The organism is Kosakonia sp. H7A (assembly GCF_003028445.1).
Lineage (GTDB): Bacteria > Pseudomonadota > Gammaproteobacteria > Enterobacterales > Enterobacteriaceae > Kosakonia > Kosakonia radicincitans.
In genome coordinates this window covers 1,145,277-1,164,537 of sequence record NZ_PYTZ01000001.1, presented here as the reverse complement: position 1 = coordinate 1,164,537, position 19,261 = coordinate 1,145,277, and the positions used below count along the sequence as shown (strand labels likewise).

General features: G+C 51.6%; 14 protein-coding genes and 7 tRNA genes. 4 read left to right on the top strand and 17 right to left on the bottom strand.

The window, feature by feature from the left end:
- Window positions 1-18: 18 nt before the first annotated feature.
- The 13 genes from CWM66_RS05410 to nagB all read right to left on the bottom strand — a co-directional run bounded on the left by CWM66_RS05410 (window position 19) and on the right by nagB (window position 7,613).
- Window positions 19-603 carry a hypothetical protein gene (locus CWM66_RS05410; protein ID WP_083596700.1) on the bottom strand — a complete coding sequence of 195 codons (585 nt, stop codon included), beginning with the start codon at window positions 601-603 and terminating at the stop codon, window positions 19-21.
- A 118-nt stretch (window positions 604-721) separates the two neighbouring features.
- Window positions 722-796 (bottom strand) — tRNA-Gln (locus CWM66_RS05405).
- A gap of 33 nt (window positions 797-829) precedes the next feature.
- Window positions 830-904: transfer RNA gene (locus CWM66_RS05400), tRNA-Gln, on the bottom strand.
- Window positions 905-949: 45 nt separating this feature from the next.
- Window positions 950-1,026 (bottom strand) — tRNA-Met (locus CWM66_RS05395).
- A gap of 28 nt (window positions 1,027-1,054) precedes the next feature.
- A tRNA-Gln gene (locus CWM66_RS05390) sits at window positions 1,055-1,129 on the bottom strand.
- Between the two features lie 38 nt (window positions 1,130-1,167).
- Window positions 1,168-1,242, bottom strand: a tRNA-Gln gene (locus tag CWM66_RS05385).
- A gap of 22 nt (window positions 1,243-1,264) precedes the next feature.
- Window positions 1,265-1,349, bottom strand: a tRNA-Leu gene (locus CWM66_RS05380).
- A gap of 9 nt (window positions 1,350-1,358) precedes the next feature.
- A tRNA-Met gene (locus tag CWM66_RS05375) sits at window positions 1,359-1,435 on the bottom strand.
- 221 nt (window positions 1,436-1,656) lie between these two features.
- Window positions 1,657-3,321 carry an asparagine synthase B gene (asnB, locus tag CWM66_RS05370; protein WP_007373871.1) on the bottom strand — a complete coding sequence of 555 codons (1,665 nt, stop codon included), beginning with the start codon at window positions 3,319-3,321 and terminating at the stop codon, window positions 1,657-1,659.
- Window positions 3,322-3,577: 256 nt separating this feature from the next.
- Window positions 3,578-4,330, bottom strand: coding sequence for an HAD-IIA family hydrolase (locus CWM66_RS05365; protein ID WP_007373873.1), 753 nt, complete (start codon window positions 4,328-4,330; stop codon window positions 3,578-3,580).
- A 41-nt stretch (window positions 4,331-4,371) separates the two neighbouring features.
- Complete coding sequence (locus CWM66_RS05360; protein ID WP_007373874.1) at window positions 4,372-5,592, bottom strand: N-acetylglucosamine repressor; 1,221 nt, start codon at window positions 5,590-5,592, stop codon at window positions 4,372-4,374.
- Window positions 5,593-5,601: 9 nt separating this feature from the next.
- Complete coding sequence (gene nagA / locus CWM66_RS05355; protein ID WP_007373875.1) at window positions 5,602-6,750, bottom strand: N-acetylglucosamine-6-phosphate deacetylase; 1,149 nt, start codon at window positions 6,748-6,750, stop codon at window positions 5,602-5,604.
- A gap of 62 nt (window positions 6,751-6,812) precedes the next feature.
- On the bottom strand, window positions 6,813-7,613 hold the full coding sequence (nagB, locus tag CWM66_RS05350; RefSeq protein ID WP_007373876.1) for a glucosamine-6-phosphate deaminase: 801 nt from the start codon (window positions 7,611-7,613) through the stop codon (window positions 6,813-6,815).
- A gap of 351 nt (window positions 7,614-7,964) precedes the next feature.
- Between nagB and nagE the strand changes: the two genes are divergently transcribed.
- The 4 genes from nagE to CWM66_RS05330 all read left to right on the top strand — a co-directional run bounded on the left by nagE (window position 7,965) and on the right by CWM66_RS05330 (window position 16,490).
- Window positions 7,965-9,986: an N-acetylglucosamine-specific PTS transporter subunit IIBC gene (gene nagE, locus CWM66_RS05345; protein WP_007373877.1), complete on the top strand. Its 2,022-nt coding sequence runs from the start codon at window positions 7,965-7,967 to the stop codon at window positions 9,984-9,986.
- Between the two features lie 296 nt (window positions 9,987-10,282).
- Window positions 10,283-11,950: a glutamine--tRNA ligase gene (gene glnS / locus CWM66_RS05340; protein ID WP_007373878.1), complete on the top strand. Its 1,668-nt coding sequence runs from the start codon at window positions 10,283-10,285 to the stop codon at window positions 11,948-11,950.
- A gap of 446 nt (window positions 11,951-12,396) precedes the next feature.
- Window positions 12,397-13,794, top strand: a complete 1,398-nt coding sequence (chiP, locus tag CWM66_RS05335) for a chitoporin (RefSeq protein WP_107146314.1) — start codon at window positions 12,397-12,399, stop codon at window positions 13,792-13,794.
- A gap of 44 nt (window positions 13,795-13,838) precedes the next feature.
- A complete protein-coding gene (locus CWM66_RS05330; protein WP_107146313.1) occupies window positions 13,839-16,490 on the top strand; it encodes a beta-N-acetylhexosaminidase in 2,652 nt (883 codons plus the stop codon).
- Window positions 16,491-16,595: 105 nt separating this feature from the next.
- On the opposite strand, the gene fur is transcribed toward CWM66_RS05330, so the two are convergent.
- The 4 genes from fur to ybfF form a co-directional block, all read right to left on the bottom strand.
- On the bottom strand, window positions 16,596-17,042 hold the full coding sequence (gene fur, locus CWM66_RS05325; protein ID WP_007373881.1) for a ferric iron uptake transcriptional regulator: 447 nt from the start codon (window positions 17,040-17,042) through the stop codon (window positions 16,596-16,598).
- 289 nt (window positions 17,043-17,331) lie between these two features.
- Entirely contained in the window at window positions 17,332-17,862 is a 531-nt protein-coding gene (gene fldA, locus CWM66_RS05320; protein WP_007373882.1) for a flavodoxin FldA, read from the bottom strand.
- Window positions 17,863-18,025: 163 nt separating this feature from the next.
- Window positions 18,026-18,310, bottom strand: a complete 285-nt coding sequence (gene ybfE, locus CWM66_RS05315) for a LexA regulated protein (RefSeq protein ID WP_007373883.1) — start codon at window positions 18,308-18,310, stop codon at window positions 18,026-18,028.
- Window positions 18,311-18,440: 130 nt separating this feature from the next.
- Complete coding sequence (ybfF, locus tag CWM66_RS05310) at window positions 18,441-19,214, bottom strand: esterase (protein ID WP_007373884.1); 774 nt, start codon at window positions 19,212-19,214, stop codon at window positions 18,441-18,443.
- Between the last annotated feature and the right edge of the window lie 47 nt (window positions 19,215-19,261).

The window sequence follows — 19,261 nt, the reverse complement described above, 5'->3', positions numbered from 1 at the left end:
CGCGGCCTTTGATTCGCATTAGCGTAACGAAAGCAGTACATCCAACGCAGTACGCACGCGCATTTTCTGCTGGAAAAAAGCCTGATAGCCGTCAGCTGCTTCAACATGTTGCAATGCCCATGCACCGGCGCGCATATCGCGCATTGTTGTCAGTGTATGGTAGATCGGCAGCAGCAGAAGTATAAATGCCGCTACTGCTGCGATCCCTGCATAGCTCGTCCACTCAATTTCCCGCGTCTGCTGTATCAACAGTCCTAAGGTCATTAACTGCAAAATGAGCCGGGCAATAAAGCCCCGCCAGTAGAATTGCTGAAGACGTTCTGGCGTACGAAAACAGGGGTTTTTAAGCGAAGCGCGTTGCTCTTCCAGCGGAATGCCTTGTATGTAAACTTTCCAGTTAGATATTTCGCTGAGCAGCGTGGCCTGGCCATGTTGGCTGAGCGTGTGCAGTCGCATCGAAACCAGCACCGGAAACACGAGACCCATCAGCAGACCATACAAAAAGGGTGCGGAGAGGCCGAAAAAAGCCAGTGCCAGGCAAAATACACCTAACAGAATGTAGAGTGGGGAGTAGAGTGGGAAGGCTGTTGTCTGGTAGTTCATGATGTCATCCCTGCTGAGTAATGGTTTAAATTACCACTGATTTTGACGGGATACTCGCTACCAATTCCGGGGATGAAAAAACAAAAAAGCCCGCCGAAGCGAGCTTTTTTGCATTAAGTGGCTGGGGTACGAGGATTCGAACCTCGGAATGGTGGAATCAGAATCCACTGCCTTACCGCTTGGCGATACCCCAAATGTGCGCCCGCAAAAGCAGACGTCTTTGAGATGGCTGGGGTACGAGGATTCGAACCTCGGGATGGTGGAATCAGAATCCACTGCCTTACCGCTTGGCGATACCCCAACAAATCTTTCAGGTTTAATACGCTAAAGTACTACACCTTAAATATGGTGGCTACGACGGGAATCGAACCTGTGACCCCAGCATTATGAGTGCTGTGCTCTAACCAGCTGAGCTACGTAGCCAAATTTTACTGCTTACCCAGTCATCGACTGGCTGGGGTACCTGGATTCGAACCAGGGAATGCCGGTATCAAAAACCGGTGCCTTACCGCTTGGCGATACCCCAACGACTGACGCGTTTACACGCAGGAGTCGAAGAAGAGATGGCTGGGGTACCTGGATTCGAACCAGGGAATGCCGGTATCAAAAACCGGTGCCTTACCGCTTGGCGATACCCCATCCGTGCAACACCTGTTGGGAATGGTGCGGGAGGCGAGACTTGAACTCGCACACCTTGCGGCGCCAGAACCTAAATCTGGTGCGTCTACCAATTTCGCCACTCCCGCAAAAAAAGATGGTGGCTACGACGGGAATCGAACCTGTGACCCCAGCATTATGAGTGCTGTGCTCTAACCAGCTGAGCTACGTAGCCATCTTTTTTTCGCGTTACCTTATCGGCGTTGCGGGGCGCATTATGCGTATTGGGCCTTACAGCGTCAATACCTTTTTCATCGAAAATTGCCGTAATGTGACTGTTTGGTTAGGTTGCGAACAGCATGGATGCTTTATTCAACAAAATTCGAATTTATTCATGAAATCAGTGATACAAAAAAATACGGACCCCTCAGGGCCCGTAAGAATAACCGCCACTTATTAATAAGCGGACTGGTGAATACCCACAGCGCGACCTGACGGATCGTTCATGGTTTTGAATGCTTCATCCCACTCGAATGCTTTAGCCGAAGAGCAGGCAACAGACGGACCGCCAGGTACGCATTCTGCTGCGCTTGGCAGCGGGAACAGCTCTTCAAAGATTTCGCGGTACAAATACGCTTCTTTTGACGCTGGCGTGTTGTAGGGGAAGCGGTAGCTGGCGGTCGCCAGTTGCTGATCCGTCACCTGCTGCGCCGCCACTTCTTTCAGCGTATCGATCCAACTGTAACCTACACCGTCGGAGAACTGCTCTTTCTGGCGCCACGCCACGCTTGCCGGCAGATAGGATTCAAAACATTCGCGCAGAATGTGTTTTTCCATTTTGCCGTTGCTGCCGCACATTTTGTCCTGCGGGTTGATGCGCATTGCCACGTCGAGGAATTTCTTATCAAGGAACGGAACGCGTGCTTCAACACCCCAGGCCGACATCGCTTTGTTTGCACGCGCACAGTCAAACATATGCAGCGCTTGCAGTTTACGTACGGTCTCTTCATGCAGTTCTTTGGCATCCGGCGCTTTATGGAAGTAGAGATAGCCGCCGAATACTTCATCGGAACCCTCGCCGGAGAGCACCATTTTGATACCCATCGCTTTGATTTTACGCGACATCAGGTACATCGGGGTTGAAGCGCGAATAGTCGTCACATCATAAGTTTCGATGTGATAGATAACGTCACGGATCGCATCCAGACCTTCCTGCACGGTGAAGTGAATTTCGTGGTGCACGGTGCCGAGATGGTTAGCCACTTCCTGCGCGGCTTTCAGATCCGGCGCGCCTTTCAGGCCAACAGCAAAGGAGTGCAATTGTGGCCACCAGGCTTCAGAGCGCTCCTGATCCTCAACGCGACGAGCAGCGAATTTCTTGGTGATAGCTGAAATGACAGAAGAATCCAGACCGCCGGAGAGCAGCACGCCGTACGGCACGTCTGACATCAGATGGCTTTTCACCGACTCTTCCAGCGCCTGGCGCAGCTCGGCTTTATCCGTCACGTTATCTTTTACAGCGTCATAGTCAAACCAGTCGCGCTGATAGTAAGAACGGATTTCACCGTCTTTGCTCCACAGGTAGCTGCCTGCCGGAAACTCTTTAATCGTGCGGCAAACCGGTACCAGCGCTTTCATTTCTGAGGCAACATAAAAGTTGCCGTGCTCATCGTGACCCATGTACAGCGGAATAATACCGATATGGTCGCGGCCAATCAGATAAGCATCTTTTTCACTGTCATACAGGGCGAAAGCAAACATCCCCTGCAAATCGTCGAGGAATTCCGGACCTTTCTCCTGATACAGCGCCAGGATCACTTCACAGTCGGAACCGGTCTGGAATGCATAACGATCGCCGTATTCTGCGCGCAAAGCCTGATGGTTGTAGATTTCACCGTTAACCGCCAGCGCATGCGTTTTTTTCTCGTTATACAGCGGCTGCGCGCCTGCGTTGACGTCAACAATAGAGAGACGCTCATGGGCCAGAATGGCTTTGTCACTTGCATACACGCCGGACCAATCCGGGCCGCGGTGGCGCATCAGGCGGGATAATTCCAGCGCTTTTTTACGTAATTCTGCTGCGTCGGTTTTAATATCCAGTACGCCAAAAATTGAACACATAGACTTCTCCGTTAACCTTGAGGGCATTGCTGTAATGTTGTGTGCTTGCATTCAAAATGCCGCAAAAGCGCAGGGGCGCGCAAGCCTTTTGCGAGCGTAAACTTAAAAAGTGCAATAGTGATTATCGAATGCTGAAAAAAGAGTACAGATTGAACTCTGTTATTGATGAATCATTAAAATAAAGCGCTTTTTATTGAATGGCGTTGTTTTTTATCAGGCTCAAAATGAAAAACCACGCCCGAAGACGTGGTTTCTGTCAGATAACATCGATTTCCGCGACGGAGGGGTAAATCCACGAAGGGCGAAACGGCATGGCGTCAATATCATCAATTTGTGAAACGCCCGAGAGCACCAGGATGGTCTCCAGACCGGCCTGAAAACCGGCCAAAATATCGGTACGCAGATTGTCGCCGACAATCACCGTCTGCTCCGAGTGTGCCTGCATCGTATTCAGCGCGGCGCGGATGATCCACGGGCTGGGTTTGCCGACGTAAAACGGTTTACGGCCAGAAATTTTTTCGATACCAGCACACAGCGCGCCGCACGCAGGGTAAAAACCGCGCCCGTGGGTGTCCGGGTTGGTGGCAATAAAGCGTGCGCCATTGGCGACAAAGAAGGCCGCTTTGTGCATCATTTCCCAGTTATAGGAGCGGGTTTCGCCGACGATGACAAAATCCGGATTGATGTCGGTAATGGTAAAGCCTGCTTTATAAAGCTCATGGATCAGCGCGCCTTCACCAACAACATAGGCTTTTTTCCCTTCCTGACGCTTGAGAAAATCCGCGGTAGCCATGGCCGACGTATAAAAGACGCTGGCGGGTACATCAATACCGGCGGAAATAAAGCGGTTCGCCAGATCCTGGCCGGTCTGAGAAGGGTAATTCGTCAACAGCACCAGCGGCATTCCTTTCTCAAGGATGCGCGTAATGAACTCTGCCGCGCCAGGCACCGCTACGTTATCGTGCATCAGCACGCCGTCGATATCACAGATTACATTCTGAATGGTCATGGACTGTCCGGATAAAAATGAAGTAATAACTATAAACCCTGTCAGTTTTCCAGCAAACGTTGCAGCAGCAGACCGTTCAACATGGCGCGTTTCACCAGCGCGAATGCGCCGATAGCCGAGCGATGATCCAGCGTGGAGGGCACCACCGGCAGGTTTTTGCGAAACGCTTTCAGCGCCTGGGTATTAATGCAGGCTTCAATGGCGGGGAGCAGGACTTTGCTGGCCTCAACAATCTCGCCTGCGATCACGACTTTTTGTGGATTAAACAGGTTGATGGCAATCGCAATGGTTTTGCCAAGATGACGGCCGACATATTCGATCACTTCACAGGCCAGCGCGTCGCCTTTATTTGCGGCTTTACAGATCGTTTTAATTGAACAATCGTCTGGCGTGAGGCGGCTTTGATAGCCCTGTTCCAGCAGATGGCGCACGCGCTGTTCAATGGCAGCATTGGCGGCTATCGTCTCCAGACAACCGAAGTTACCGCAGTGGCAACGTTCACCCAGCGGCTCGACCTGCACGTGACCGATCTCGCCTACGTTACCGTTACGACCAATAAAAATACGCCCGTTGGAGATGATTCCGGCGCCGGTGCCGCGATGCACGCGCACCAAAATAGAGTCTTCGCAGTCCTGACTTGCCCCAAAATAGTGCTCAGCAAGTGCCAGACTGCGAATGTCATGACCAACAAAACAGGTCAATTTAAAGCGTTTTTCCAGCGCTTCCACCAGCCCCCAGTTTTCGACCTGGATATGCGGCATGTAACGGATGACGCCGCTTTCCGGATCGACCAGCCCCGGCAGGATGACCGAAATGGCGATCAGTTCGCGGATCTTACGCTGGCTGGTTTCAATAAACAGGCTGATGGTATTAAGCAGCGCATGCTCGAGTGTTTCCTGGGTGCGTTCCGGTAAAGGGTAGTGCTCTTCAGCCAGCACTTTGCTGCTCAGATCATACAGCGTCAGCGTAGTGTCATAACGACCAAGACGCACACCGATAGCCTGAAAATTGCGGGTTTCGGTGACGATGGAGATGGCGCGGCGGCCTCCGGTGGAGGCCTGTTGATCGACTTCTTTGATCAACCCGCGTTCAATCAGTTGACGCGTGATTTTGGTCACGCTGGCAGGAGCAAGCTGGCTTTGTTCGGCAATCTGAATGCGCGAAATGGGGCCATGTTGATCAATCAGGCGGTAAACCGCCGCGCTGTTAAGCTGTTTTACGAGGTCAACGTTACCAATTTGAGCCTGTCCGCCTGATGTCATACTTTCTCTTTATACAGTGACGACCTCGTTGCCATTAACGATGGTCTTGATGATTTTATAATCGCGTGTGAACGCGGTCAGGTTCGCCACTTTGCCGATGGCGAGGCTGCCTAAGCGGTTATCAACGCCAATGGCGCGAGCGGGGTAGAGTGTTGCCATACGCAGCGCTTCGTCCAGTGCGATGCCGACATGCTCTACCAGATTGCGAACCCCTTCAATCATTGTCAGGGAGGAACCGCTCAGCGTTCCGTTTTCGTCCACACACAACCCATTCCGGTAGTATATTGTTTTGCCAGCAAAAATAAATTGTTCAATGTTTGCACCCGCTGGCGCGGTCGCGTCGGTCACCAGGCAAAGTTTGTCACCTTTCAGACGCTTAGCGTTACGGATATTAACGTAATCGACGTGCAACCCGTCTGCAATAACGCCACAGTAAACATCCGTATCATCGAGCACCGCGCCAGCCAGACCCGGCTCACGACCGGTGATGTATGGCATGGCATTATAAAGGTGCGTCGCAAAAGTGATCCCGGCGCGGAATCCGGCTTTCGCTTCTTTCAACGTGGCGTTAGAGTGCCCGGCGGAAACCACAATCCCTGCATCCGCCAGTTGACGAATGACTTTGTCGCCCGCCATTTCCGGTGCCAGCGTTACCTTGGTGATAACATCGGCGTTCTGGCACAAAAAATCGACCAGTGCAGGTTCCGGTTTACGCACAAACGCCGGGTTATGGGTGCCTTTTTTAACGATATTCAGCCACGGCCCTTCCAGATGAAGGCCGAGCGCCTGATTCGGATATTTCTCCAGGTAATCGCGCATCACCTGCACGCCCTGTTTCATTAATTCATCGCTGGTGGTGATCAGTGTCGGCAAGTAGCTGGTGCAGCCGGATTTTTCGTTCGCCTGCTGCATTATCTCCAGCGTTTTTACGCTTACCGCTTCCGCGGTGTCATTAAACTGTACGCCGCCGCAGCCGTTAAGCTGCACGTCGATAAATCCGGGGGCCAGAATGGCGCCATTCAACGAGCGTTGTTCGATTCCCGTCGGCAACTCGTCCTGTGGGCAAAGACGTTCAATCAGGCCATTGGCAATCACAACCGCGTGATTATCCAGAATTTCATGGCCGGTGTAGATTCGGCAATGGGTTAAAGCATACATAACGACCCCCGGTTACAAATGTGTACCGCTCCGTAGTCATCCATTGCGGAGCGGAAACTGAATTACAGACCTTTGATGTTTTCCGCTTCTAACTCGTTGAAGTATTTCAGCGTTTTAACTTTCAGCTCCATCGTGGACGGTTCATCGCAGACGATGACTGCTTTCGGATGCAGCTGCAGGCAACTAATGGTCCACATATGGTTTACGTTGCCTTCTACTGCCGCCTGCAGAGCCTGCGCTTTCACGCCGCCAAGTACCAGGATCATCACTTCCTCTGCGTCAAGCAGCGTGCCCACGCCGACAGTCAGCGCGTATTTCGGCACCAGGTTCACATCGCCGTCAAAAAAGCGAGAGTTCGCCACGCGAGTGTCATGAGTCAGGGTTTTAATGCGCGTGCGTGAAGCCAGAGAAGAGGCCGGTTCGTTAAACGCAATGTGCCCGTCGTTACCTACGCCGCCCATAAACAGGTGAATTTTGCCGTAGGAACGGATTTTTTCTTCATAGCGGCGGCATTCTGCGTCAATATCAGGCGCATTGCCATCCAGCAGGTTAATATTTTCTGCCGGAATATCAACGTGATCAAAGAAGTTGCGGTGCATAAAGCTATGGTAGCTTTCCGGGTGCTCTTTCGGCAGGCCAACATATTCGTCCATGTTGAAGGTGACAACGTGCTGGAAACTAACCTGGCCTGCTTTGTGCATCTCAACCAGCGCTTTGTAAGCGGTGAGCGGCGTACCGCCGGTTGGCAGACCAAGGATAAACGGACGATCTGCCGTCGGTTTGAATGCGTTGATACGATTTACGATATGGCGGGCTGCCCATTTTCCGACTTGTTCAGCTGTCGCCAGGGGAATCAGTCTCATTGTTCACCTCAAAAGTTAAATGAATAAAGTTGGCGGAATGCTTACTGGCTCGGTGTTAAGCGTAACCTGAATTCGTTACAGAGAGGGAGCAGTCCGTTTTGATATTTTTGATCATAAAATAAGTTTTACTTGTTTGCTAGCATTCGGGAGGCTTATTGACGATAGTTAGTGACTCTTATCACAAAAAAAATGCTTTTAATTTGCGAGGCGAATTAATTTTTCACACACTCTGCAAGGTAGTGAAAAAATAGCCTGTAGGGTAGTGAATAAATAGCCGTGATTTCAGGTTAGTTACACAATAAAAAACGACTGTTTCAGTGAGCTCACGATGGGTTCATAGGGGGAATAAAAGTGAGTATTCTAGGTTATTTACAAAAGATTGGCCGTGCGCTGATGGTGCCTGTCGCCACTCTGCCTGCTGCGGCGATACTGATGGGTGTCGGCTACTGGATTGACCCGGTTGGCTGGGGTGGACAAAACGCACTGGCGGCGTTTTTCATCCAGTCCGGCTCTGCCATTATCGATAACATGGGCGTGCTGTTCGCGGTGGGTGTCGCTTACGGTATGTCCAAAGATAAAGATGGCGCTGCTGCGCTTGCTGGTTTTGTCGGCTTCCTGGTATTAACCACGCTGTGTTCACCTGCTGCGGTTGCCATGATCCAGAAGATTCCGGCGGATCAGGTTCCTGCTGCGTTCGGCAAAATCAAAAACCAGTTTATTGGTATTCTGGTCGGGATTATTGCCGCCGAACTTTATAACCGCTTCAGCAATGTCGAATTGCCGAAAGCGCTCTCCTTCTTCAGTGGCCGCCGTCTGGTGCCGATCCTCACATCGTTTGTGATGATCGTGGTCGCTTTCATCATGATGTTTATCTGGCCGGTCGTGTTTAGCGGTCTGGTGGGTTTTGGTGAACATATCCAGAAAATGGGGTCAATCGGTGCGGGTGTCTACGCCTTCTTTAACCGTCTGCTGATCCCGGTTGGTCTGCATCACGCGCTGAACTCCGTGTTCTGGTTCGATGTTGCTGGCATCAATGACATTCCTAACTTCCTTGGCGGCGCACAGTCTATCGAAGCTGGTAAAGCGGTTGTTGGCGTCACTGGTCGTTACCAGGCGGGCTTCTTCCCGATCATGATGTTCGGTCTGCCTGGCGCGGCGCTGGCGATTTACCACTGCGCTCGTCCGGAAAATAAAGCCAAAGTACTGGGCATCATGATGGCCGGCGCGTTTGCCGCGTTTTTCACCGGTATTACCGAACCGCTGGAATTCTCCTTCATGTTCGTGGCGCCGGTATTGTATGTCATCCACTCGATCCTGACCGGTATCTCTGTTTTCATCGCTGCGAGCATGCACTGGATTGCCGGTTTCGGCTTTAGTGCGGGTCTGGTGGATTTGGTGCTCTCTTCGCGTAACCCGCTGGCAACCCAGTGGTGGATGCTGATCCCGCAGGGGCTGGTGTTCTTCGTTATCTACTATGTGATCTTCCGCTTCACGATCACCAAATTCAACCTGCTGACGCCGGGCCGTGAGCTGGCTGTTGCCGGTGACGAAACCGATGGTCAGGATGTAAACGTAAGTGCGGATACCGAGCAGGATGTGAGTGGGCTGGCGCGTCAGTATATTGCCGCAGTTGGCGGTACTGATAACCTGACCGGCATTGATGCTTGTATCACCCGCTTGCGTCTGAACGTGAAAGACTCTGCACTGGTGAACGATGCGCTGGCTAAACGCTTGGGCGCAACCGGTGTTATCCGTCTGAACAAAACCAGCGTGCAGATCATCGTTGGTTTTGTGGCGGAAAAAATCGCCAATGCGATGAAGACCACCGGCCATGTTCCGGCTGCAGGTAATGCAGCGCCAGCCGCTGCACCCGTGGCGAGTGTTAAGCCTCAGGCCGTACCGAACGCAACAGTGATTGCTGAACTGGTATCGCCAGTAACGGGTGAACTGGTTGCGCTGGATCAGGTGCCTGATGAAGCTTTCGCCAGCAAAGCTGTTGGCGACGGTGTGGCGGTGAAACCAACTGAAAGCATTGTGGTTTCTCCGGCAGCGGGCACCATCGTTAAAATCTTCAATACTAACCACGCATTCTGCCTGGAAACCGAAAAAGGCGCTGAAATCGTTGTGCATATGGGCATCGATACGGTGGCGTTGGGCGGCCAGGGCTTTACGCGGTTGGTGGAAGAAGGCGCAGAAGTTGTGGCGGGCCAGCCAATACTGGAAATGGATCTGGCGTACCTCAATGCGAATGCCCGCTCAATGATTAGTCCGGTTGTCGTCAGCAATATCGATGACTTTAGCGGTCTGGTTATTAAGGCGCAGGGTCAGCTTGTTGCCGGTCAGACGCCGCTGTATGAGATTAAAGGCAAGTAGTTGCTCCTGAGTAAGCATTAATGCCTTAAGCGGCGGGGGAGAACCTCCGCCGCTTTTTTTTTGCCCCGCACTTAATCAATGCCATACTGCAGCCGCTTTATTACAAGGGATACCATGAAGCGGATGTGCTTTTGACTCTGTTTGCCACTGTTTCAGAGAGGCTGCCCACGCGCACAAGCCATAGCCGATTACCTTTCCAGCGGGCAACGCTGATTTGTATAAGTAAAGGTTGTTTCCTGCGCCCTGTTATTAGATCATATGCCGTTATACGTTGTTTACGCCTTGAGGAACCCGTGATGAGTGAGGCAGAAGCCCGCCCGACTAACTTTATTCGCCAGATCATTGATGAAGATCTGGCCAGTGGTAAGCACACTACCATCCATACCCGTTTTCCGCCGGAGCCGAATGGCTACCTGCACATCGGCCATGCGAAATCTATCTGCCTGAACTTCGGCATCGCACAAGATTACCAGGGCCAGTGCAATCTGCGTTTTGACGACACCAACCCGGCTAAAGAAGACATCGAATACGTTGAATCGATTAAAAACGACGTGCAATGGTTGGGCTTTCACTGGTCTGGCGACATCTGCTACTCCTCGGATTACTTCGACAAGCTGTACCAGTATGCGATCGAGCTGATCAACAAAGGTCTGGCCTATGTTGACGAGCTTTCTGCTGATGAAATCCGTGAATATCGCGGTACGCTGACTCAGCCGGGTAAAAACAGCCCGTTCCGCGATCGCAGTGTAGAAGAGAACCTGGCGCTGTTTGAGAAAATGCGTGCAGGCGGCTTTGAGGAAGGTAAAGCATGCCTGCGTGCGAAGATCGATATGGCATCGCCGTTTATCGTGATGCGCGATCCGGTGTTGTATCGCATTAAATTTGCAGAACATCACCAGACCGGCAACAAGTGGTGCATCTACCCGATGTACGACTTTACCCACTGCATCAGCGATGCGCTGGAAGGCATTACGCACTCCCTGTGTACGCTGGAATTCCAGGACAACCGTCGTCTTTATGACTGGGTGCTGGATAACATCACCATTCCGGTTCATCCGCGCCAGTACGAGTTTTCGCGTCTGAATCTGGAATACACCGTGATGTCGAAGCGCAAGCTGAACCAGTTGGTCACTGAGAAGCATGTGGAAGGCTGGGATGACCCGCGTATGCCGACCATCTCCGGTCTGCGCCGCCGTGGTTATACTGCCGCTTCCATCCGTGAATTCTGTAAACGCATTGGCGTGACCAAGCAGGACAACACTATCGAAATGGCTTCGCTGGAATCCTGTATCCGTGAAGATCTTAACGAGAATGCGCCGCGTGCAATGGCAGTTATCGATCCGGTGAAACTGGTTATCGAAAATTATCCGCAGGGCAGCAGCGAAATCGTCACCATGCCGAACCATCCGAATAAACCGGAGATGGGCACGCGTGAAGTGCCGTTTAGCGGCGAGATCTGGATCGATCGCGCAGATTTCCGTGAAGAAGCGAATAAGCAATACAAACGTCTGGTGCTGGGCAAAGAAGTGCGCCTGCGCAACGCGTATGTAATTAAAGCTGAGCGCGTGGAGAAAGATGACGAAGGCAATATCACTACCATTTTCTGCTCTTACGATGCGGACACTCTGAGTAAAGATCCGGCTGATGGGCGTAAAGTGAAAGGTGTGATCCACTGGGTAAGCGCGCAGCATGCGTTGCCAGTAGAAATCCGTCTCTATGATCGCCTGTTCAGTGTACCGAACCCGGGCGCGGCGGATGATTTCCTTGCCACCATCAATCCGGAATCGCTGGTGATCAAGCAGGGTTATGCTGAACCCTCTCTGAAAGAGGCGCAGCCGGGTAAAGCGTATCAGTTCGAACGCGAAGGTTATTTCTGCCTCGACAGCCGTTATGCAAGCGCTACCAAAGCAGTCTTCAACCGCACAGTCGGGCTGCGCGATACCTGGGCAAAAATGGGTGACTGATTAAGTCAACCACGGACTATCAGCTTAAAACGCCGCGAACTGCGGCGTTTTTTTTTGCTTATTCATTAGGCCATTATCACACAATATATTCGCGTCGCGAATTAATGTCGTCTCTTATTGATGTTGACTTAACCTATCGAAAAAGATCGCAAATAGATAATTTTAGCTAAATATAAGATGTAATCGCTAACAAAAGGCATTATATGCTATTTAATTGCTTTAAAATTAATCATTTAACCGGTATATGTAATTTGTTTCAAAACACTACCAATTATGTGCACTTCATCATAATCCTGCATTTTGCTCACTAAAAAGCATTGATAATTCGCGTCGCGAAAAATAGTCTTAACCCGGTAGTTACTTCGGGGGTATTTCATAACTACCTAAACTTTTTGCTTTTTTTCTCGCCGTCGCGGCGGTTTATATGCGTCCAGAAGGAATCACTCATGCGTATGTTTAGTGGTAAACGTAGTGCACTGGCACTGGCTATTGCCAGTGTCACAGCAATATCGGGCTGGGTTGTATCTCCACAGGCTCATGCAGCAGGTTTTATCGATGATTCCACGCTCACGGGCGGTATCTATTACTGGCAGCGTGAACGTGACCGCAAAGATGTTCTGGAAAATAAATACAAAACTAACCTTGCTCACTCGACCTGGAACGCCAATCTGGATTTCCAGTCTGGCTATGTCGCGGACATGTTCGGTCTGGATATTGCGGCTTTTACTGCGATTGAAATGGCAGAAAACGGCGACAGCGCGCATCCGAACGAAATTGCTTTCTCCTCCAGTAACAAAGCCTACAAAGAAGACTGGTCAGGAGATAAAAGCGGAATCAGCCTGTATAAAGCCGCCGCGAAATTTAAATATGGCCCGGTCTGGGCGCGCGCGGGTTACATTCAGCCAACCGGGCAAACGCTGTTAGCGCCGCACTGGAGCTTTATGCCGGGCACCTACCAGGGGGCGGAAGCCGGGGCGAATTTTGATTACGGCGATGCAGGTGCGCTGAGCTTCTCGTATATGTGGACCAATGAATACAAGGCGCCGTGGCATATCGAGATGGATAAGTTTTATCAGAACGACAGAAAAACCAAAGTCGATTATATGCACTCGCTCGGCGCGAAATATGACTTCAAAAACGATCTGGTGCTGGAGGCCGCATTTGGCCAGGCGGAAGGCTACGTCGATCAATACTTCGCTAAAGCCAGCTACAAATTTGACGTGGCAGGCAGCCCACTCAGCACCAGCTACCAGTTCTACGGCGCCCGCGACAAAGTCAGCAATGGCGGCGTGAACGATATTTACGACGGCACTGCATGGCTGCAAGCGTTGACCTTTGGCTACAAAATTGGTCAGGTTGATTTGCGTCTTGAAGGCACCTGGGTCAAAGCTGACGGTCAGCAAGGATACTTCCTGCAACGTATGACGCCAACCTATGCGTCATCCAACGGACGCCTCGATATCTGGTGGGATAACCGCTCTGACTTTAATGCCAATGGTGAAAAAGCTCTCTTCTTCGGCGCGATGTATGACCTGAAGAACTGGAACCTGCCTGGCTTTACGGTCGGCGCCTCTTACGCCTATGCGTGGGACGCGAAGCCGGCTGATATGGCAACACCGGATGCGTATTACGATCCAAACTACCGCCTGAAAGAATCCGCTTACAGCCTTGATGCGATCTATACCGTTCAGGATGGTCGCGCCAAAGGTACGATGTTCAAGCTGCACTTTACCCAATACGACAACCATTCTGACATTCCGAGCTACGGCGGCGGCTATGGCAACATCTTCCAGGATGAGCGCGACGTGAAATTTATGGTTATCGCACCATTCACCATCTTCTGATGCGTTTGCCGGGTTATGCCCGGCTGAAATACAAGGAATAAGTAATGAAAACAGTACGTTTAAGCATCTTAGCCAGCGCAATCTTTGGGATATTAAGCAGCCCTGCGCTGGCAAACCAGAATACTGTCGACGCCATCAGCCAGTTTCATCTTAACTACGCGGTGAAGGATAACTTTGCCGCACAGAACGGCATTGATTGTGCGAAGCTGGGGGCTGACTGGGCTTCCTGCAATAAGGCGGTGATCACGCTGACCAACAAGGGTGAGGCTGTAACCGACAAGGATTGGGCGATTTACTTCCACAGCATCCGTCCGATACTGGAAGTGGCAAATGACCAGTTTAAGGTTAGCCATATCATGGGCGATCTGCACAAACTGGAGCCAACGGACAAATTTACCGGCTTCCCGGCGAAGCAGGCAGTGGAAATTCCTGTTGTTAACGAGTACTGGCAGTTGTTTGTTACCGATGTGCTGCCTCGCTGGTATGTGACGGCCGAAGGTGCGACGGCAAAAATGATCGCCAATACCGATACCGAAGACCTGTTCCAGTTTGTTACACCGCTCGACGGCCAGTGGAAACGTACGCCGGATGATAAAAACATCCTGATGACCGCTGAAGCGCGCTTTGAGAAAAATAGCGACGTCAAAGCGCTGAACCTCGCCACGTTGCGCGGCCAGATTATACCCACGCCGCAGGAGGTAAAAATCTCCGGTCAGGATGTGGATCTGAGCAAAGGCGTGAAGCTCGATCTCTCTGCGCTAGGCGCGGATGCGCAGGAAGCGGTGAAGTCGCGCTTCGCGCTGCTGGGCGTCAAAGAGGGCAGTTATCCCATCCGTACAGAGATCGCAGTGAAGGCTTTTGCGGGTGATGAAGCCATATCTGGTGCCTATCAGTTGCACATTGGGGCAAATGAGGCGGTAATCACCGGCTTTGATCAGGCTGGCGTGTTCTACGGCCTGCAATCTTTGCTGTCGCTGATCCCTTCCAGTGGCGAGCAGAAAATCGCACGGCTTGAAGCAAAAGACGCACCGCGTTTTGATTATCGCGGTATTCAGCTTGATGTGGGACGTAACTTCCATAGCAAAGATGCCGTACTACGCCTGCTGGATCAGATGTCAGCGTATAAGCTGAACAAATTCCACTTTCACCTTACCGATGACGAAGGCTGGCGCATTGAGATCCCTGGTCTGCCTGAGTTGACCGACATCGGCAGTAAACGTTGCCACGATCTGAGCGAGAAAACCTGCCTGCTGCCGCAATTGGGTTCCGGCCCGGACAGCAACAACAATGGCAGCGGCCACTTCAGCCGAACCGATTACATCGACATACTGAAGTACGCGAAAGCGCGCCAGATTGAAGTGATCCCGGAAATTGATATGCCGGCACACGCCCGTGCAGCCGTGATCTCAATGGAAGCGCGCTATGAGCGCCTGATGAAAGAGGGTAAAGAGAAAGAGGCGAATCAGTACCGTTTGCTGGATCCGACGGACACCTCTAATACCACCGGGGTACAGTTCTATAACCGCACTGGCTATCTGAACCCTTGCCTCGATTCGTCGCGCAATTTCGTCGATAAAGTGATTGGCGAAATCCAGCAAATGCACAAAGAAGCGGGTGTACCGCTGAACACCTGGCATTTTGGCGGTGACGAAGCGAAAAACATCTATCTGGGGGCGGGTTATACCGACCAGAAAAAACCGGAAGCGGGCAAAGGTATCATCGATCAGAGCAAGCAGGACAAACCGTGGGCAAAATCTCAGGTCTGCCAGACTATGGTTAAAGAGGGTAAAGTTGCAGATGTTGAGCATCTTTCCAGCTACTTTGGTATTGAGGTCAGCAAGCTGGTGAAAGCGCACGGTATCGGTACCATGCAGGCGTGGCAGGATGGCCTGAAAGATGCCAAAAATGCCGCTGAGTTTGCCACCGATCACGTCAATGTTAACTTCTGGGATACGCTCTATTGGGGCGGTTTCGATTCAGTAAATGACTGGGCGAACAAAGGGTTCCGCGTCATTGTCTCGAACCCGGACTATGTTTACCTCGACTTCCCGAACGAAGTCCATCCGGCGGAAAGCGGCTACTACTGGGGCACGCGCTTTAGCGATGAGCGCAAGATCTTCAGCTTTGCGCCGGATAACATGCCGCAAAATGCCGAAACCTCACTGGATCGTGACGGCAATCCATTCAGCGCGAAATCGGATAAACCGTGGCCTGGAGCCTATGGTCTTTCTGCTCAGCTGTGGAGTGAAGTGGTGCGTACCGACAACCAGATGGAGTACATGATTTATCCACGCATGATTGCGGTCGCAGAGCGTGCCTGGCACCGCGCCGGTTGGGAACAGGATTATCAGGCCGGGCGCGAGTACAAAGGCGGTGAAACTCATCTGGTCGATGTAAAAGCGCTGGATAAAGACTGGAGCCGCTTTGCAAATCTGTTAGGCCATCGTGAACTGGCAAAACTGGACAAAGCAGGCATCAACTATCGTCTGCCTGTACCGGGCGCGCGCGTGGTTGGCGGCAAGCTGGAAGCCAATACCAGCTTACCGGGAATGGTCGTGGAATATTCTACGGACGGCGGTAAAAACTGGCTGCGCTACGATGATAAAGTGCGTCCTCAGGTGAGCGGGGAAGTGCAGATCCGTACCGCCAGCCCGGACGGTAAACGTTTCAGCCGTGTGGATAGCGTGAAAGCGTAATTATTGCTGAAGTAACCTGCCCGGCAGCGCAAACCTGCCGGGCATTTTTGTTTTTGAAGGGCAAAAAAAAGCCAACCCGAAGGCTGGCTTGAGTATGAAAAGGGATTATTTCGCGTCGTGCGCGTGTTCATCTTCGCGGCAGTCACCCTCGGCGCAGTGACCGTACAGGTAAAGACTATGGTTCGTCAGACGAATGCCGTGTTTCGCGGCGATTTCGCGCTGGCGCGCTTCGATGGAATCATCACTGAATTCGATCACTTTGCCGCAGTCGAGGCAAATCAGGTGATCGTGGTGATGCTGCTGAGTCAGTTCAAAAACGGATTTCCCGCCTTCGAAGTTATGACGGGTCACAATGCCGGCGTCATCAAACTGGTTCAGTACACGGTATACTGTCGCCAGCCCGATCTCTTCGCCCATGTCGATCAGTCGTTTATATAAATCTTCCGCACTGACATGATGGTTATCCGGTTCCTGAAGTACTTCCAGGATTTTTAACCGAGGAAGCGTGACTTTCAGGCCAGCCTTCTTTAATGCGGTATTGTTGTCAGTCATGCGGAATCTGTCCTGTTGCTATACGATTCACTTCCTCAATGGAAGTTAGAAGGAATGCACCTGGGATAATGCGTCTCATTATAGAACTGCCATGGCTAAATGAAAACTGCAAGTCCTCAAGTAAAGTAAGCTTTTAAAACGTGGTGTCACCAGCAACTCCTGTGCTTTATGACACCACTTTAGCAGGGCTTATTGTACAGCGATGGAGAAAAAAGTTAAAAATTTGTAGCAATTATTTCCATTGCTTTTACCTATTAATACCACGTAACCCACAGATTACGCCGTAAAATCAGGCGTTGATGATGTCATCAAGATGCAGCTCTTCGCGAACTTGCTTAACCCATTTTTGCACGCGTTCTGCGGTCAGTTCTGGCTGGCGATCTTCGTCAATGGCCAGACCAACAAAATGGTCGTCATCCACCAGACCTTTAGAGGCTTCGAAATGGTAGCCTGCAGTCGGCCAGTGGCCCACGATGGTCGCGCCGCGCGGCTCAATAATATCGCGGATCGTACCCAGCGCATCACAGAAATATTCTGCATAGTCTTCCTGATCGCCGCAGCCAAACAGCGCAACTAACTTACCATTAAAATCAATGTCTTCCAGCGTCGGGAAGAAATCATCCCAGTCGCACTGCGCTTCGCCATAATACCAGGTCGGAATGCCGAGCAGCAGAATGTCATATCCTTCGATATCTTCTTTGCTGCTTTTGGCAATGTCATGTACGTCGGCAACGTCCTTACCAAGCTGACTCTGAATCATTTTCGCAATATTTTCGGTGTTGCCGGTGTCGCTGCCGAAGAAAATACCTGTAATTGCCATGAGTAAAATAACCTCTTGAAACCTAATGAATATGATGGTGGCGCTACGCCCACAGATAAGGGCAATCATAGCAGAACAGAGAAGCGCGCGAAAACAGCTATCGCCGCGGAGTGCACTGTATGACACATGAAAACGTAAAAATAAGAGAGGTGATTCGGAGTAATTACTTTCCGCGCAATGCGCTCAGCTGTGCCAGCAGCATCTCTTCGATAAGTTCGCTGCGGCTCATGTCGCGCGCATCGGCAAGTTCGTTTAATGCATCAACGGCTTCAACATTCAGTTTTAGCTCGACGCGTTTAAGCCCACGAACTTTATCGCGTTTTAATTGATTGCGTTTGTTGATGCGTAACTGTTCATCACGCGAGAGCGGATTCGTCTTCGGCCGTCCCGGGCGACGCTCATTCGCGAACAGATCCAGGGTTGTACGGTCCGTTTGTTCTTTAGCCATGTTTAAGCATACTACGGGAAAGACAAGCAATCGGGCTGCCGCCCGGGCTGAATAGCGCGCCATCATACATCAGCATAACGGGCGCGCCAACGGGCGGACGCGTTCTGGCGACTGGTCGCCGCCTTTTTAATCAGTTTGACTTTTCAGCGAGATAACGATTAATTGCCCGCATTACCGCTTCAGGTTTTTCCGCATGCACCCAGTGACCGGCGCCAGCAATCACATGCGCGCGCGCCTGCGGGAACTGTTCAAGCAAAGCGCTCCGGTACTGCTCCGTAACGTAAGGGGAGTTGCCGCCGCAGACAAACAGTGCCGGATGAGGCCATGCGGGAATGGTTTCCCAGCCGACAATATGCGGATATTGCTCCCACAACACCGGAACATTGAAACGCCACTCGCCCTCAACAAACGATTTCAGCAGAAACTGGATCACGCCTTCTTCTTTTACATGCTCGCGCATTAGCGAAGCCGCCTGCTGGCGCGTAGTGACCTGCGCGTCAGTGACGGCATTGATCGCGGCAAATATCTCGTCATGGCGGCGAACATGGTAATCGACCGGTGCAATATCAATCGCCACCAGCTTTTCTACGCGTTCCGGCGCCAGTGCCGACAGCGCCATCACGGCTTTGCCGCCCATTGAGTGCCCAATAAAGATAGCTTTGTCGATATGATGGGCGTCCAGCGTATCCAGCAGATCCTGCGCCATTGCCGGATAGTTCATCTCGTCGGAGCGGGGGGAAAGACCGTGGTTGCGCATATCAACCTGCACCACGTCATACTCCTGTACCAGTTCGCGGGCCAGTACGCCGAGGTTATCGAGGCTACCAAACAGCCCGTGGACAAGGACGACAGGAGAATTGTTGTGCGGATGTTGTGCAGATTGCGCTCGCGTATTCAATTTCATAGGAAAGTTCTTTTTTTCACTCTGGCGGGTTAGGTTATTATGGTGAA